The organism is Crossiella sp. NPDC003009 (genome assembly GCF_053591555.1).
Map to the genome: position 1 here is coordinate 190,179 of NZ_JBSFUA010000008.1, position 16,622 is coordinate 206,800.

Genomic DNA, 16,622 nt, shown 5'->3' on the forward strand with positions numbered 1-16,622 from the left:
GAAGCTAGCGTACTTAGTACGTGATCAGCCAGGTACGTTCGCGCAGCGCTGATCCGACTCCGGCAGGCTGCCGCTGACCAGGTACTTCGTCACCGTGTTGTCCACGCAGGCGTTGCCGTAGCGGGCGTAGAGCCCGTGCATCCGGGCATCCGCCAGGGTCAGCAGCCTGGCGTTCTCGCCGAGCATCCGGCGCATGCTGACCGCCCCGGCGTACGGCGTGGCCGAGTCCCCGGTGGCGCCGACCACCAGCGCGCCGTGCCGGGCCGGGCGGATCCTGGTGGTCTGCTCCAGCGGCCGGTGCGGCCAGTACGCGCACGGCCCGATGCCGGCCGCCGCCGCGCCGAAGAACGGGTACCGCCGGGCGTCCAGCGCGGTCTCGGCGGCGTACCGGGCCGGGTTGCGGTCCCAGGCGGCGTCGGTGCACTGCACGGCCAGGAAGACCGAGACGAAGTTGTCCGCGGGGAAGGTGGCCAGCACCGCGTCCAGGAAGCCGCGCACCGCCGGGTCGCTGAGCTGCCCGTCGGCCAGGTCGGCGACCAGCCCGGCGAGCACCGGGTCGCTGCGGTCGCTGTAGAGCACCAGCCTGCTCACCTCGCGCAGCGTGTTGCCGTCCAGCTTCAGCTGCCCGTACTGGGCGGGCCGCTGGTCCAGCGCCCGGCCCAGTTCCGCGTAGTGCGCGCGCACCGCGGCCGGGGTCGCGCCGAAGTGGTAGGTGGCGTCCCGCTCCGCCGCCCAGGCTGCCCAGTCAGCGAACGCGGTCTCCGCGGCCGGTCCCCAGCCCCGGTTCATGCCGTGCCAGACCTTGGCCGGGTCGATCGCGCCGTCCAGCACCATCCGGTCCACCCGCGCCGGGAACAGCTGGCCGTACACCGCGCCCAGGTAGGTGCCGTAGGACCCGCCGTAGAAGCTGATCCGCTGCTCGCCCAGCCCGGCCCTGACCACGTCCAGGTCCCGGGCGGCGTTGCGGGTGGAGGCGAAGGGCAACCGGTCCCCTTCCGCCTGCTGGCACTGCTGGGCGACCTCCTTGGCCGCCTTCACCTCGGCCGGGAACCCACCGGGACCGGGCAGCCTCGGCCACAGCGCGTCGAAGACCGTGCCGGTGAACCCGCAGGACAGCGGGCTGCTCTTGCCCACGAACCGGGGGTCGAAGCCGATCAGGTCGAACCGGTCCAGCACGTCCTTGGGGAAGGTCTGCGCGAGTCCCAGCGGCATGTCCAGCCCGCTGCCACCCGGCCCGCCCGGGTTGACCAGCAGCACCCCGTGCCGCTTGGCCGGATCCGCCGCCCTGAGCCGGGAGATGGCCAGCTCGACGGTCTTCCCGCCCGGCGCCCGGTAGTCCAGTGGCGCGCGCAGGGTGGCGCATTCCAGTGGGGTGGCGGGGTTGGCGTCGCAGTCTGTCCACTGTGGACTCTGCGGCGCGGCGGTCACCGGCGGAGTGAGGGACAACGCGAGGAGCGCCGTCAGGGATGCCGCGAACGCGGCCCGGCTGGTACGCATGTGCCAGAAACTACGGGCCGTCGCGCGGTTCGCGCGACGGCCCGTTCGTTGGTGCTTTCGGCTCAGGCGTCCAGCAGCTGGGCGCAGCGGATCAGGCCCAGGTGCGAGTACGCCTGCGGGTGGTTGCCCAGCGAGCGCTCGGCCACCGGGTCGTACTCCTCCGGCAGCAGCCCGGTCGGCCCGGCACAGTCCACCATCTGCTGGAACAGCTCCTCGGCCTCTGTGCGGCGGCCGGTGAGCAGGTACGCCTCGATCATCCAGGCCGCGCACAGGTGCCAGCCGCCCTCGGAGCCCGGCAGGCCGTCGTCGCGGTGGTACCGGTAGACGGTGACGCCGGAGCGCAGTTCGGCCTCGGTCGCGGTGACCGTGGCCTGGAAGCGCTCGTCAGCCGGGTCGATCAGGCCGGACAGGCCGATGTGCAGGGTGGCCGCGTCCAGGTCGGTGCCGTCGTAGGCGGTGGTGAAGGACTGGACCTCGTCGTTCCAGCCGTGCTCCAGCACGTCCGCGCGGATGGTCTCGCGCAGCTTGGCCCACTCCGGGTCGACCTCCCGGCCGAAGCTCTCGCCGAGGGCGATCGCGCGGTCCAGGGTGACCCAGCACATGACCTTGGAGTACACGCGGTGCCGCGGTGCGGCGCGCTCCTCCCAGATGCCGTGGTCGGGCTCGTGCCAGCGGCGGGTGACCGCCTCGGCCATGGCCTGCACCATGCGCCAGTCCTCGTCGGTCAGCTTGCCCCTGGCCTCGGTCAGCTTCTTGACCAGGTCGACCACCGGGCCGAAGACGTCCAGCTGGACCTGCTGGTTGGCCAGGTTGCCCACCCGCACCGGGCGCGAGCCCGCGTAGCCGGGCAGGGTGTCCAGCACCGCTTCCGGGCCCAGCGTGGTGCCGTGCAGGGTGTAGAGCGGGTGCAGCCGCTCCGGGCTGGTCAGCGTGCCCAGCACGGTGTGCAGCCAGCCCAGGTAGGCCTCGGCCTCGGCGAGGGAACCCAGCGACACCAACGCTTGCGCGGACAGAGCGGCGTCGCGGACCCAGCAGTAGCGGTAGTCCCAGTTGCGGACCCCGCCGATCTCCTCCGGCAGCGAGGAGGTGGCCGCGGCCAGGAAGGCGCCGGTCTCCCCGTGCTGCAGGCCGCGCAGGGTCAGCGCGGAGCGGGCCACCAGCTCGCGCTGGGTCTTGGGCAGGTCGAGCGTGCTCAGCCACTCCGACCAGTAGCGGTCGGCGCGGCCACGGCGCTCGGCCTCCGGGGTCTCCGCGGCGGTGAGGTCGTCGGTGCCGCAGCGCAGCTCCAGCACCACCGGCGAGCCGGGGTGCACCGCGACGATGGCCTGCGCGGTGTCGTGCTGGCCGTCGCTGGTGACCTGCCAGTGCACGCCGGGGGAGCGCAGCACGATCGGGTCCGAGGTGCCCAGCACCCGCAGCCCGTCGTCCTCGGCCACCAGCGACACCGGGACCTGGCCGAACTCCGGCCGCGGCGCGAAGGTGACCAGCGCGGTGGTGTCGCCGGAGATCACCCGGACCAGGTCGGTGCGCTGCGGCTGCGCGTAGTGGTCCAGGTAGTCGGTGACCAGCAGCTTGGACCAGCGGGTCTCCACCGTCATGGTGCCGGGCACGTAGCGCTGGCCAAGGGGCAGGCCGTTGCGCTCGGGCTTGATGGAGAAGTGGCCCGCGCTCGGCCCGCCGAGCAGGTCGGCGAAGATCGCCGCCGAGTCCGGCTCGGGGTGGCACAGCCAGGTCAGCCGGGCGTCCGGGGTGACCAGGGCGACCGAGCGCTCGTTGGCCAGCATGGTGAGGCGTTCGATCGGCACCGCCTGCTCGCCGTAGAGCCAGTTCCGGCGCTCCTCCAGCAGGAAGGCCAGCACCAGCGCGACCTCGGCGGTGTCCGGGATGCGGTACTGCGCGGCGCTCTCGCCGTCGCCCACCTTCACGCCCAGGTCAGGGCCTGCCAGGCGGACGAAGGCCTTCTCGTCGGTGACGTCGTCGCCGATGAAGAACGCGGCCGAGGCGGCCACCTGGTGCCGGAGCACGTCGAGGGCGTGGCCCTTGTCGGTCTGGATCACGGCCAGCTCGATCACCGCCTTGCCCTCGGTGACCTGGATGTCCGGCCAGGTGCACGGGCCCTGGCGGACGGCCTCGAAGACGCGTTCGCCGATCTCCGGCTCGGCGCGCCGGGAGTGCACCGCCACCGAGGCGGGCTTGAACTCCAGGTGCACGCCGGGAGCGTCCGCGACGATCTCCTCGATCGCCCGGCGGACCCGGGTGAGCCGGTCCTTGGCGGCGGCGTCCAGCTCGTGCACGAAGCCGACGTCGAACTCCGAGCCGTGCGAGCCCACCAGGTGGACCTCGGCCGGCAGGCGGGACAGGGTGGCCAGGTCGCGCAGGGCGCGCCCGGAGATGACCGCGATCGTGGTGGCGGGCAGGGCGGCCAGCGACCGCAGCGCGTTCACCGACTCCGGCAGCGGCCGGGCACGCTCGGGATCGGCGACGATCGGGGCCAGGGTCCCGTCGTAGTCGCAGGCGACCAGCAGCCTCGGAGACCGAGCCAGCTGAATGATCGCGCGCCGCAACTCGATGGGGAGGGTTTCGGCGGTCAACGCCTTCCTCCTACGTGGCGTTCGGGGCGGTTGAGAACTATGTGGGCGCGCCCCGGGGGATGGGCGCCACCTATGTCGCGTTGCTCTGCGTGCCAAGCGCCTCGAGGAACGATCGAGCCCAGCGGTCGACGTCGTGGGTGAGGACCTGGCGGCGCAGAGCGCGCATCCTACGGCGGCCCTCGGCCGGATCAACGGTGAGGGCAGCCTGCAATGCGTTCTTCACGCCATCCAGATCATGCGGGTTGACGAGAAAAGCGCTCGTGAGTTCGGCGGCGGCTCCGGCGAACTCACTGAGAACAAGTGTTCCACCGAGGTCGTGTCGGCAGGCCACGTACTCCTTGCAGACCAGGTTCATACCATCCCGAACCGGTGTCACCACCATCACATCAGCGGCACAGAAGAAGGCGGCCAGCTCCTTGCGGTCCACCGACTGGTGCAAATAGTGCACGGCCGGGTGACCCACCCGAGCGAACTCGCCGTTGATCCGTCCCACACCGCGCTCGATGTCCTCGCGCATCTGCTGGTAGTGCTCGACCCGCTCCCGGCTGGGCGTGGCCAGCTGGATCATGGTCACGTCCTGTGAGTCGATCCGCTCCTCGGCCAGCAGCTCGTGCAGCGCGCGCAGCCGGACGTCGATGCCCTTGGTGTAGTCGAGGCGGTCCACGCCCAGCAGGATCTTCTTCGGATTGCCCAGCTCACGCCGGATCTCCGCGGCCCGCTGCTGCACCTCGCGGGTGCGCGCCAGCTGGTCCAGCCCGGCGGAGTCGATGGAGATCGGGAACGCGCCGACCCGCACCAGCCGGTCACCCACCGGCACCAGGCCGGGCCGGGTGCGCACACCCACCGCGCCCCTGGTCGGCTCAAGGCCGAGCAGCCTGCGGGCCAGCCAGAGGAAGTTCTGCGCGCCACCCGGCCGGTGGAACCCGACCAGGTCCGCGCCGAGCAGCCCGCGGATGATCTCCCCGCGCCAGGGCAGCTGCATGAACAGCTCCACCGGCGGGAACGGGATGTGCAGGAAGAACCCGATCCGCAGGTCCGGCCGCTGTTCCCGGAGCATCGCGGGCACCAGCTGCAGCTGGTAGTCCTGCACCCACACGGTCGCGCCCTCGGCGGCGATCTTGGCGGTGGCGTCGGCGAAGCGCTGGTTGACCTTCACGTAGGCGTCCCACCACTTGCGGTGGTAGGCGGGCGGGGCCACCACGTCGTGGTAGAGCGGCCACAGCGTCCCGTTGGAGAAGCCCTCGTAGTAGTCGCGCACCTCCTGCGCGCTCAGCTGCACCGGATGCAGCTGCACCCCGGTCTCCTCGAACGGCTCGACCTCGGCGTCGGCCACCCCCGGCCAGCCGACCCAGGCGCCACTGCGCGAGCGCAGGAACGGCTCCAGCGAGGAGACCAGCCCACCCGGACTGCGTTTCCACCGCTCCGTGCCGTCGTCCAACCGCTCGAGGTCGACGGGTAGACGGTTGGCGATCACGATGAAGTCAGCGGTCGAGTCCATCGCAGCACCCACCGGGTCCGCCTCCTTTGTCGACAGGGATCCGTGACCTGAGGTTATCCACAACGCCGCAGGTCTACCTGTTGGCGTAACGGCTGTCACAGTCCGCAATCGGGCGGTTGTTATGCGCACGGGCGCGTGCCGCTTACGATGTTCGCGGCACGCATGCCGGTGTAGCTCAATTGGCAGAGCACTCGCCTTGTAAGCGAGGGGTTACGGGTTCAAGTCCCGTCACCGGCTCGTAGCGCCTCTGGCTGCTCGCCGCCGTTGGCGGCTTCGCCGGGGCTCGTTGTGTGAATCCGGGGGCCGAGCCCCCGGACCCCCACGGTGCGGCTGGTGCCGAACCAGCGTGGTTTGGCGCCGCGCCTCGCGTCGCCGCTCCGCGCCTCGCGTCGCCTCGCCTCGCCTCGTCGTGTCTCGCCTCGCCTCGCCTCGCCTGGTCTGGTCTGGTCTCGCCTGGTCTGGTCTGGTCTGGTCTCGCCTGGTCTGGGCTGGGCTCGCCTGGGCTGGTTTCGGTTTTGTTGTGTCAGGAGCCCAGCCACGTGGTGAGCGCGCCTAATGGTCCGAGTAGTGCCGCGCCCGCCGAGGCCAGTGCGCTCGCTCGTTGCAGCAGTGTGGTCAGGCGGTTGGTCTGGGTTGCGATGCGGCTGCGGTCCGGTTGCGGGGACTGGAGCTCCTCGGCCACCTCGTCCAGCGCGCGGTCGGCCTCCCGGCGCTCGGCCCCGGTGAGCCGGAGCTCGTCCAGTGCCCTGCGCAGCGACTGGACCTCGGTGAGCAGCTCGTGGCCCTGGCCGATGTGCTGGTCCCGGCCTGCCACGTACTGCTGGCCGGGGCCGATGTTGACGTTGGTCCCGCGCACCCCGCGGATGTCGTAGTTGTCGCGCATGGGTCCTCCAGGTCAGTAGCGGTTCCGGCGGCGCTCGGCGCGGTCCTTGCGGCGGCGGGCGGCCTTGGCCATGGCGCCGCCGATGGAGGCCAGGATGCCGCCCGCGGCGAAGGCGCCGAAGCCCAGCGGCACCGCGGGCAGGCCGTGGAACTTCATGCTGAACGGGTCCACCGGCCTGCCGCCGGAGATCCCGGACATGCCGGAGAAGATCGTCCAGGCGAACAGCGCGGACCCGGCCAGCGCGACCAGCAGCCCGACCACCATGACCAGTCTGCCCACCCCGGCGCCCTCGGTGAGCGCGGTCATCGGGTCGTTGTCCACGGTGATGTGCGCTTCCTCGTACCGGCGCTGGTCGTAGCGGCGCTGGTCATAGGAGCGGTTGTCGTACTGGTCCCGCCCGGCCACGTGCTGCTCGCCCGGCCCGATGTTGATCGCCCCGCCCCGCAGGTCCCGCACCTGGTAGCTGTCCCCCGGGTAGTACCGGCTGGGTTCCGGCGCGGAGTAGCGCAGCTCCAGCCCGCCCAGGCGCAGCAGGTCGCCGTCGCGCAACGCCTGCGGGCCGTGCAGCCGCTGCCCGTTGAGCCAGGTGCCGTTGGTGGAACCGAGATCGCTGACCAGCACCTCGTCCCCGCTCCGGTCCAGGCAGGCGTGCCTGCGGCTGACCGCGTCGCTGGGCAGCGCGATGTCCCCGGCCCGGCCCACCGCGGACCGGCCAGGCGGCACCAGGAAGACGAACCGGTGCATCCCGCCCCTGGAGACCACGGTGAACCGGGGCTCGTGCGCGGCTGGATCGGCCATGTGTCCTCCCCCAGAGCAAGAGGTGCACACAGGGTCCGGATCTCGCTGACCAGGTCATACCGCCATCCAGGTGCGCCGACTGCCCGAAAGGGACGACTCGGGCTGGGCGCGCCCCGGCCGTATTGTCCAGACCACTGACGGTTCCCGGAATTGTCTAATGCTGAACCATTTCCACGCGGCGCTGCTCGCGAATTCCCTGGGAAGCGGTATAGGTCAGGTTAGGCTGACCTGTCCCAATCTGCCTCTGACCTGCGCTTATGGCGCTGGGTAAAAGTTCCGGTTCGTACTGTGATGTTGGCTACGAAGGATATGCCGTGGCGAGTTTGCTGATCGATCCAGAGATAGGAGACTATCTCGGCGGAGCCGGTGGCAGGCGTTTCGAGACTCCAGGGTTCTCCCCAAGCGGGAGTCCGGAAAAGCCGGGCCACGACCATCGGGAGAAACACCGGATGGACAACTTCACACGAGGACCCTGGCGTCGTCTGCGCAGGTTCCTCGCCGAGCTGGGCGACCGTATCAGGGTGCTCGTGCTCGGCGAGAGCCGATCGACGGTCGGCGGTGAACTCTGGTGCCGAGCATGTGAGAAGCGCCTGAGCCGCTGGTTGGCGATCCAGACGCTTCTCACCGTGCTCCGGATCGGGCTGTGGCTGGTCGCACTCCAAGCGGACCACAGCTGCTGATCCGTTCCATGCGGAGCCGGTCCGGTGGGCTAACACCGGACCGGCTCCACACATCTTTGTGACCGGACAATTCCTGCCACCGTTTGTGACCTGCAACACCCCAGTTGTAGGCGCCACCAGTGTCTCTGATTTTCCGTGGTGCAGTCAACCTGATCCGTGGATGTCCGCGTGGGTGTGGTCACTGTTTGTGTCCGGAAACTGCCGGTTTACCTCGGACGACTGGGGTAGGGCATTCACCGCAAGCGGTTGGACGGCCCCGAAGTTTTAAGGTCTTATTGGGATTCGCGAACCCTGATGCCTGCGGTGTTGACCCGATCGATGGACGCTGAGCTGCACGTTCGGTGCGAAACACGCCGGTCTCTTGTGCTCCACCCGTGTCTCAGGCGCAGACTCAAGTCTGAGTCAAGTCACCCACCGTGAGGGCGCGCACGGTAAGCGTGGTAATCGCCGATCGGGTGGTGACTCTCCGTCGAGTGCCATCGGCCGCGTCTCCAGTCCACTTGTCCCGGATTGGTATGGGCCACTCCTCATCAATTGTTACCGGGGTCAATGGAAAGATGCCGGGCTCTTATGTGAAAAAATGGAACACGCCTGACAAAAGGTGTGTCCGGACGGGCGTCGTGCCTGGTTCAGCCGCGCTCCCGGCCAGGCCGAGGGCTGGTCCGGTTGGCCTAGCGCGGTTAAGTTGGGCAACCCACCGATCTCCCGCAAGGAGCAGCGTTGTCCTACCTGGCCGACTCCGCGCGCTACGACCAGCTCAGCTACCGCCGCTCCGGGCGCAGCGGCCTCAAGCTGCCCGCCATCTCACTGGGCCTGTGGCAGAACTTCGGTGGTGACCGGCCGTACGAGACCGGGCGGGCCATCGTGCGGCGGGCCTTCGACCTCGGGGTGACGCACTTCGACCTGGCCAACAACTACGGCCCGCCCTACGGCAGCGCCGAGGAGAACTTCGGCCGGATGCTGGCCGAGGACCTGCGCCCGTACCGGGACGAGCTGGTGATCTCGACAAAAGCCGGGTACGACATGTGGCCCGGTCCTTACGGGGACTGGGGTTCCCGCAAGTACCTGCTGGCCTCGCTGGACCAGTCGCTGGACCGGCTGGGCTTGGACTACGTGGACATCTTCTACTCGCACCGGGCCGATCCGGAGACCCCGCTGGAAGAGACCATGGGCGCGCTGGCGGCCGCGGTGAACAGCGGGCGGGCGCTCTACGCCGGCATCTCCTCCTACTCCGCCGAGCGGACCGCGGCGGCGGCCGCGCTGCTGCGGGAGATGGGGGTGCCGCTGCTGATCCACCAGCCGTCGTACTCGATGTTCAACCGGTGGATCGAGCCGGAGCTGCTGGACGTGCTGGAAGAGGTCGGCGCTGGCTGCATCGCGTTCTCGCCGCTGGGGCAGGGCATGCTGACCGACCGCTACCTCAACGGGGTGCCCGAGGGGTCGCGGGCCAGCCGGGACGGGTCGCTGTCCACCGGGCTGCTCACCGAGGACAACCTGGCGCGGATCAGGGCGCTCAACAAGATCGCCCGGTCCCGGGGGCAGTCGCTGGCGCAGCTGGCCATCTCCTGGACGCTGCGGGACTCCCGGGTCACCTCGGCGCTGGTCGGGGCCAGCTCGGTGGCGCAGCTGGAGCAGAACCTGGCGGCGACGCGGAACCTGGACTTCAGCGCGGACGAACTGGTGGAGATCGACAAGTACGCGGTGGACGCCGGCATCAACCTGTGGGCCGAGTCCTCGGCGAGCTGATCACTCCGGCAGCAGGTAGTGCTCCTCGTCGAAGGGCAGGCCCGCGCAGGAGGCGGCCAGGTCGCGGCCGGTCTGCTCGATCACGTCGCACAGCTCCAGCCTGCCCACCCACTCCCTGGGCAGCACCGCGGTGCCGTGCAGGGCGCCCAGGATGTTGCCGGTGATCGCGGCGGTGGAGTCGCTGTCGCCGGAGTGGTTGGCGGCCAGTCGCAGCGCGTCCGGGAACTGCTCGGCGCGGCGGTGGGTCAGCGCGGCGTAGACCGCGATGGCCAGCGCCTCCGGGCCGATCCAGCCCGCGCCCAGCCGCTCCACCGAGTTCGCCGACGGACCACCGGCCGGCACCGGGCGGCCGAAGGCGCGGGCCTCGCGCACCCGCCTGGCCGCGGCCGAGTCGGCGGCGGCCAGTGCGGAGGCGGCGGCCAGGGCCAGGCCGGTCTCCTGGTCATCGCGCAGCGCGCGGCCGGTGGCCTGGTCCACCGCATCCCCCAACGGGCGTTGACGGACCGCTACCAGGTGCACGATCAGGGCAAGGGCTCCGGCCGGGGCCCAGCCCGCGGGGTGACCGTGGGTGAGGGCGGCGAACTCGCAGCCCAGCGTGTACGCGGTCTGCGGGGTGGGCGCGAAACCGGCGGGCGCGGCCCTGGCGACCCCGCCGCAGCCGCGGGAGTCGCTGGTGGTGTTGGGCAGGGTGGCCGACTGGAGCACCCGTAAGCAGGTCACCCCCGGCGCGCGGCTGGCGTACATCCGCTTGTCCGCGAGCAGGCCGCGGGCCAGCGGGGCCGGGCCGTCCAACTGCTGGGTGGTCAGCCAGCGGCGCAGGCTCTGCCACACCGTCTCGGTCGGTCCCCACACGCCCCGGTGCTTGCCGCGCACCCAGGCGTGCAGGTAGCCCTCGGCGGTGAACAGGGCCAGCTGGGTGTCGTCGGTGATCAGCGCCGGGCGCGGCGGGTCGGTGATGCCGGCTGGTCCGAACTCGCGGCGGATCTCCGGCCTGGCCAGGAACTCCACCGGGGCGCCCAGGGCGTCGCCGACCGCGCCGCCGAGCAGGCAGCCCGCGCCCCGGTCCAGGAGCGCCGTCGGATCTGCGGGCACTTCGCCTCCGGCGTCCTCGGGTGGATGTCTCTGGTGAATGTCTCTGTGCAGACCCTAACGAGCGATCCCCCGTCCGGGTCGTCCGTACTACTACGGAATGGCGTACCGCGACTTACCCAGGGGACGCCGAAAGGTCGTAACGTGCCCACCGTGCGGCGCGAAGACAAGGTGGCGGAGACCTGCTCGTCAGGGCCGACGACCCAGCGCGTCGAAATCCGTCTGCTGGGGCCGGTGGAGCTCGTCCTGGACGGGGAACCGGTTCCGGTGGGTGGCTCCGCCGTGCGCTGCCTGCTCGCGGCGCTGGTGGCGGAACCGGGACAGGTGGTCAGCGCGGAACGAATCACCGAGGTGCTGTGGGACGGACGGCCCCCGGCGACCGCGCGCACCATCGTCCAGGGCTACGTCTCCCGGCTCCGCAAGCTCTTCGCCGAGCTGGCGCTGCCTGTGTCCTTGGACACGCGGGCGCCCGGCTACCTGCTCCGGATGGACCCCGGCCTGGTCGACGCGCACCGGGCGCGCGGCCTGGCCGCGGCCGCCCGCGACCTGCCGCCCGGCCCGCGCGCCGAGCTGCTCGGCCAGGTGCTCGACCTGTGGCGGGACGAGCCGCTGGCCGGTCTCGGCTCGCCGGTGCTGGCCAGGGAGCTGGCGCCGGAGCTGGTGGAGCTGCGGCTGACCGTGACCGAGGAGCACCTCGGCGCCCAGCTGGCCATGGGCAGGCACGAGGAGACACTGCCGCGGATCCTCCAGTTGCACGCCGACCAGCCGTTCCGGGAGCGGCTGGCCGAGTACGCGGTGCTCGCGCTGTACCGCTGCGGCCGCCGCACCGAGGCCCTGCGCGCCTACACCGGCTACCAGCAGCGGATCGCCGCCCGGCTCGGCCTCGATCCCCGGCCTGAGCTGCGCGAACTGGCCGAGCGAGTGCGCACCGACGATCCGGCGCTGTGCGTGCAGCAGGCCGAGACCGCCACCGCCCCGCCCGCGCCGACCGAACTGCCCGCGCCCGCGTACGGGTTCACCGGCAGGGCCGCCGAGCAGACCTGGCTGGACGAGCTGGTGACCAGGGCCGAGCAGGCCGGGGAGTCCGCGGTCGGCGTGCTGGCCGGCGCGGGTGGCATCGGCAAGACCGCGCTCGCGCTGACCTGGGCCCGCCGGACCGCCGGCCGGTTCAGGGACGGGGCGCTCTTCGGCGCGCTGCGCGGCTTCGACCCCGAGCACCCGCCTGCCGAGACCGCCGAGCTGCTCCGGCAGTTCCTGCTGGAGCTGGGCCTGGCCCCCGGCGCGGTGCCGGTGCCCTTCGACGAGCGCCTGGCGCTGTACCGCTCGATGCTGGCCGGGCGGCGGGTGCTGGTGCTGCTGGACGACGCCCGCGACTCCGAGCAGGTCCGCCCGCTGCTGCCGCCCGGCGGCGGCTCACTGGCCCTGATCACCAGCAGGCGGCGGCTGGACGGCCTGGTGGTCAGCCACGGCGCCGGCATCCACACCCTGGGCACGCTGCCCCGCGCCGAAGGCGTCGCGCTGCTGGGCCGCGCCGGCCACGCCGACCCCGCGGTGCTGGACGAGCTGGCCGCGCTGTGCGGGGACCTGCCACTGGCGCTGCGGGTGGTCGCCGCCCGGCTGGCCGCCGCGGGTGACCCCGCCAAACTGGCCGCCGAGCTGCGCGACGAGCAGCACCGGCTGGCCGGGCTGGAGGAGGAGGGCTCCTCGGTGCGCGGCGCCTTCGACATCTCCTACCGGGACCTCGCACCGGAACCGGCCGCGGTGTTCCGGCTGCTCGGCCTGCACCCCGGCCCGGTGCTCACCCCTGACCTGGTGGCCGCGCTGGCCGGCACCACCCCGGCCGCGGCCCGGCGGGCGCTGCGCGCGCTCACCGCCGCGCACCTGCTGACCGAGTGGCGGCGGGACCGCTTCGCCCTGCACGACCTCATCCGGCTGCACGCCCGCGAGCTGGCCCGCACCGAACTGAGCGAAGCCACCCGGCGGGCGGCCCAGCGGCGGCTCATCCACCACTACTGGCGCTGGTGCGCGCACGCCGCGGTGAAGTTCAGCCCGGCCACCCACGGTTTTGGTCTGCCGCCTGGCGAGGCCGCCGACCCGGTGCCGGACTGGGGCGCGGAGGAGGCGCTGCGCTGGTTCGAGGCGGAACGGGCCAACGCGGTCGCGGTCATCCGGCTGGCCAGGGAAGAGGGCTTCCCCCGGGAGACCTGGCTGCTGGCCAGGCCGGTGTCGATGTACCTGGCGATGCGTGACCGGGTGGAGGACTGGATCAGCGTGAACGAGCTCGGCCTGGCCGCGGCCACCGCCGCCGGTGAGGGCGCGGGCGTGGCCATGATGCTCAACGGGCTCGGCGCGGCCTCGCACCGGCTGGGCCGCGAGGAGGAGTCCCTGCACTACTACCAGGAGTCGCTGGCCGCGGCCACCGAAGCCGGTGACCGGCAGGCCGCCGCCCGCGCCGCCACCAACGTGGCCGGCGCGCTGGCCTGGCTGCGCCGCACCGAGCAGGCCGAGGCGGCCGCCGCGGAGGCGATCCGGCGCAACCAGGAGATCGGCGACCGGCACTCCGAGTCCGCGATCAACAACACCCTCGGCGTGCTGGCCCTGGACTCCGGCAGGCCGGAACGGGCCGAGGCCTACTTCCAGCGGGCGGTGGCCATCGACGAGGAGATCGGCGACGACGGCTTCCGGGCCACCGCGCTGAACAACCTGGGCCGGGCCCGGCTGGCCCGCGGCGAGATCGACGGCGCGGCCGCGGCCAACCGGCAGGCCCTCGCACTGGCCATCAGCCACGGCATGAACCGGCAGGAGGCCTTCGCCAGGCGCGGTCTCGGCGACGTCGCCTTCGCCACCGGGGACACCCTGGCCGCGGCCACCCAGTGGCGGCGGGCGCTGGAGATCCTGGCCGCCTTCGACCGCGGTGAGGCCGAGACCGTGCGCACCAGGCTGGCCACCCTGGAGGCCGGCCGGTGAACCAGGAGACGTTGCCGCCCTTGGAGTTCCGCGTGCTCGGCCCGGTCGAGCTGGTGGTCGGCGGCACCCCGCTGGCGATGGGCAGGGCGGGCGCGCGCTGCCTGCTGGCGCTGCTCGCGCTGGAGGTCAACCAGGTCGTCGGGCACGACCGGATCCAGGCCACGCTGTGGGAGGACGAGCCGCCGCCGACCGCGCGCACCGTGGTGCACGGGCACGTCTCCCGGCTGCGCAGGGTGCTCACCGAGGCCGACCCCGCCGGCTCGGTCACCCTGATCACGCACGCCTCCGGCTACCTGCTGCGCGCGGACCCCCGGCTGGTCGACCTGCACCGGGCCAGGGCGCTGCTCAGCGCCGCCCGCGGCGAACCGGCCGCGCGCAGGCGGGAGCTGCTCAGCGAGGCGGTCAAGCTCTGGCGCGGCCCGGTGCTCAGCGATGTGCCCTCCTCCCAGGTGCTGCGCGATGTCGCGCCCGAGCTGGAGGAGCTGCGGCTGGTCGCGGTGGAGGAGTGGATCCAGGCCGAGCTGGACCTCGGGCGGCACGGCGAGGTGGTCGTGGAGCTCCAGCGACTGGTCGCCGAGCAGCCGTTCCGGGAGCGGCTGGTCGGGCAGCTGGTGCTGGCGCTCTACCGCAGCGGGCGGCGGGCCGACGCGCTCGGCGCCTACCAGTCCTTCCGGGTCCGGCTGGTCGACGAGCTGGGCATCGACCCCGGCCCCACCCTGCAGGAGCTGCACCGCCAGGTGCTCACCGACGAGCTCGCGCCGGACCCGGCCGCCCAGCGCCCGGTCTCGCCGCCCTCGGCGCTGCCCAGCGTGCCGGTGCAGCTGCCGCCCGCGCCCGCCGGGTTCACCGGCCGCAGCGCCGAGCTGGCCTGGCTGAACCGGCTGGTCGGCATGGCCGACGGCCCGCGCATCGCGGTGCTGGCGGGCACCGCCGGGGTGGGCAAGAGCGCGCTCGCGCTGACCTGGGCGCAGCGGGCCGCCGCCGAGTTCCCGGACGGCCAGCTCTACGCATCGCTGCGCGGGTTCGACCCCGAGCACTCGCCGGTGGACCCGGCCGAGGTGCTGCGGCACTTCCTGGTCGCTCTCGGCGTGCGGCCGGAGTCGGTGCCGGCGGAGTTCGACGAGCGGCTGGCGCTCTACCGCTCCACCATCGCCGGGCGGCGGATGCTGGTGCTGCTCGACGACGCGCACGACTCCGACCAGGTGCGTCCGCTGCTGCCCACCAGCGGCGCGTTCACCGTGGTGACCAGCAGGCGTCGGCTGGACGGGCTGGTGGTGACCAACGGGGCCAGGGTGCTGCCGCTGGACACGCTGTCCATGGCCGACACCGTGCAGCTGATCAACCGGGTGGCCGGCGAGCGGCACTCCGAGCACGACCTGGCCCAGGTGCGGCGGCTGGCCGAGCTGTGCGGCAACCTGCCGCTGGCGCTGCGGATCGCCGCCGCCCGGCTCGCGGTCAACCCCGAACGCGAGGTCGGCGACCTGGTGGAGGAGCTGGCCGATGAGCACGAGCGGCTGGCCGCGCTGGACGTGGAGGAGACCGACACCTCGGTGCGCGGCGCCTTCGACCTGTCCTACCGGGACCTGCCGCCACCGCACGCCAGCGTGTTCCGGCTGCTCGGCGGGCACCCCGGCCGGGACGTCTCGCCGTACCTGATGGCCACCATGGCCGAGGTCGGGGTGGCCCAGGCCCGGCGCTCGCTGCGCGCGCTGGCCGCCGCGCACCTGGTGATCGAGCACGAGGTCGACCGGTTCTCCATGCACGACCTGATGCGCCTGTACGCCAGGGCGCTGTTCCGCAACGAGACCGAGGAGAAGGAGCGGGACAGCGCGCTGCGCGGCCTGCTCGACTACTACCTGGTGGTGGCCGACCGGGCGCGCAGGCTGATGCGGCCCATCCTGGACGACCTGCGCCCCGGCCTGACCCGCCCGCACGTGCGGCAGCCGACCCTCAACGACCGGCAGCAGGCGCTGGCCTTCTTCGACGCCGAGTGGGCCAACCTGACCTCGGTGGTGGTGCTCGCCGACGAGTCCGGCCAGCACGAGGCCGCCTGGCAGCTGCCCACCATGCTCAACCCGTACCTGGACGCGCGGTTCCCGTGGGAGGACGCGGTCAAGGTCAACCTGATCGGGCTGGAAGCGGCCAGGCTGCTGGGCAACCGGTGGGGCGAGGTGCGCATCCACACCGCGCTGGGCATGATCCACGGCCGGCGCGGGCTGCCCGAGCTGTCCCTGCACCACGACTCCACCGCCTACCGGATCGCCGAGGAGATCGGTGACCTGGCCTCGCTGGCGCTGCTGTCCAGCAACATGACGCAGTACCTGTACGAGACCGGCCGCAAGGACGAGGCGGTCGAGTCCTGCCGCCGGGCGATCGAGCTGAGCAGGCGGATCGGCAACTTCTTCGTGCTGCCCATCGCGCTGACCAACATGGCCGAGATCGCCATCCGGCACCGCGACCACGAACAGGCCCTGGTGCACCTGCGCGAGGCCCTCGACATCTACCGCGACTCCAACAACAACGACCGGATGGCCATCGTGCTCGGCGGCATGGGCGACGTCAGCCGGGACCTCGGCCGCCTGGACGAGGCCGAGCGGTACTACCGGGACGCGGTGGCCGCAGCTGAGGCCGCCGGTTCCAAACCGCAGGAAGCCCGGATGCTGATGGAGTTCGGCGAGGTGCTCGTCTCGCGCGGCGACCCCAGCGGGGCCAGGGTCGTGTGGCAGCGGTCGCTGGAGCTCTACGAGGTGCTGCGGCTGCCCGAGCTGGAGGTGCTGCGGGACCGGCTGGCCCAGCTCGGCTGAGGTGTTTTGTGGCCAATGCCGGGAAAACGCTGGTACGTGGCCGTCTCAGACGGCACACTGGAGGCTACC

At 72.0% G+C, this 16,622-nt stretch carries 10 protein-coding genes and 1 tRNA gene; 5 read left to right on the forward strand and 6 right to left on the reverse strand.

Features of this window, described 5'->3' with window-relative positions; genetic code table 11:
• Positions 1 to 24 precede the first annotated feature (24 nt).
• From ACWDY5_RS12030 to ACWDY5_RS12040, 3 genes are all read right to left on the reverse strand, one after another.
• A complete protein-coding gene (locus ACWDY5_RS12030; RefSeq protein WP_449722233.1) occupies positions 25 to 1,497 on the reverse strand; it encodes an alpha/beta hydrolase in 1,473 nt (490 codons plus the stop codon).
• Positions 1,498 to 1,559: 62 nt separating this feature from the next.
• Positions 1,560 to 4,088, reverse strand: a complete 2,529-nt coding sequence (gene otsB, locus ACWDY5_RS12035) for a trehalose-phosphatase (protein WP_449722234.1) — start codon at positions 4,086 to 4,088, stop codon at positions 1,560 to 1,562.
• A gap of 70 nt (positions 4,089 to 4,158) precedes the next feature.
• Positions 4,159 to 5,586 (reverse strand): alpha,alpha-trehalose-phosphate synthase (UDP-forming), encoded by a 1,428-nt coding sequence (locus ACWDY5_RS12040; RefSeq protein ID WP_449722235.1) that lies wholly within the window; start codon positions 5,584 to 5,586, stop codon positions 4,159 to 4,161.
• Positions 5,587 to 5,750: 164 nt separating this feature from the next.
• Here ACWDY5_RS12040 and ACWDY5_RS12045 point away from each other — a divergent pair.
• A tRNA-Thr gene (locus ACWDY5_RS12045) sits at positions 5,751 to 5,823 on the forward strand.
• Positions 5,824 to 6,109: 286 nt separating this feature from the next.
• Here the strand turns inward: ACWDY5_RS12045 and ACWDY5_RS12050 are convergent.
• Positions 6,110 to 6,469, reverse strand: coding sequence for a hypothetical protein (locus ACWDY5_RS12050; protein WP_449722236.1), 360 nt, complete (start codon positions 6,467 to 6,469; stop codon positions 6,110 to 6,112).
• Between the two features lie 12 nt (positions 6,470 to 6,481).
• Entirely contained in the window at positions 6,482 to 7,267 is a 786-nt protein-coding gene (locus tag ACWDY5_RS12055; protein WP_449722237.1) for an FHA domain-containing protein, read from the reverse strand.
• Positions 7,268 to 7,581: 314 nt separating this feature from the next.
• On the opposite strand from ACWDY5_RS12055, the gene ACWDY5_RS12060 reads away from it, so the two are divergent.
• Positions 7,582 to 7,947: a hypothetical protein gene (locus tag ACWDY5_RS12060; protein WP_449722238.1), complete on the forward strand. Its 366-nt coding sequence runs from the start codon at positions 7,582 to 7,584 to the stop codon at positions 7,945 to 7,947.
• A 720-nt stretch (positions 7,948 to 8,667) separates the two neighbouring features.
• Positions 8,668 to 9,693 carry an L-glyceraldehyde 3-phosphate reductase gene (gene mgrA / locus ACWDY5_RS12065; RefSeq protein WP_449722239.1) on the forward strand — a complete coding sequence of 342 codons (1,026 nt, stop codon included), beginning with the start codon at positions 8,668 to 8,670 and terminating at the stop codon, positions 9,691 to 9,693.
• On the opposite strand, the gene ACWDY5_RS12070 is transcribed toward mgrA, so the two are convergent.
• On the reverse strand, positions 9,694 to 10,785 hold the full coding sequence (locus ACWDY5_RS12070) for an ADP-ribosylglycohydrolase family protein (protein ID WP_449722240.1): 1,092 nt from the start codon (positions 10,783 to 10,785) through the stop codon (positions 9,694 to 9,696).
• 150 nt (positions 10,786 to 10,935) lie between these two features.
• On the opposite strand from ACWDY5_RS12070, the gene ACWDY5_RS12075 reads away from it, so the two are divergent.
• Together ACWDY5_RS12075 and ACWDY5_RS12080 are read left to right on the forward strand one after the other, a co-directional pair.
• Positions 10,936 to 13,749 (forward strand): BTAD domain-containing putative transcriptional regulator, encoded by a 2,814-nt coding sequence (locus ACWDY5_RS12075; protein WP_449722241.1) that lies wholly within the window; start codon positions 10,936 to 10,938, stop codon positions 13,747 to 13,749.
• Positions 13,746 to 16,553 (forward strand): BTAD domain-containing putative transcriptional regulator, encoded by a 2,808-nt coding sequence (locus ACWDY5_RS12080; protein ID WP_449722242.1) that lies wholly within the window; start codon positions 13,746 to 13,748, stop codon positions 16,551 to 16,553. The genes ACWDY5_RS12075 and ACWDY5_RS12080 overlap by 4 nt, the downstream gene beginning before the upstream one ends.
• The last annotated feature ends 69 nt before the right edge of the window (positions 16,554 to 16,622 follow it).

Bases quoted from the DNA above. Each gene is read 5' to 3' on its own strand.
- ACWDY5_RS12040 (WP_449722235.1), bottom strand. From the start codon at position 5,586: ATGGACTCGACCGCTGACTTCATCGTGATCGCCAACCGTCTACCCGTC.
- ACWDY5_RS12055 (WP_449722237.1), bottom strand. From the start codon at position 7,267: ATGGCCGATCCAGCCGCGCACGAGCCCCGGTTCACCGTGGTCTCCAGG.
- ACWDY5_RS12050 (WP_449722236.1), bottom strand. From the start codon at position 6,469: ATGCGCGACAACTACGACATCCGCGGGGTGCGCGGGACCAACGTCAAC.
- ACWDY5_RS12030 (WP_449722233.1), bottom strand. From the start codon at position 1,497: ATGCGTACCAGCCGGGCCGCGTTCGCGGCATCCCTGACGGCGCTCCTC.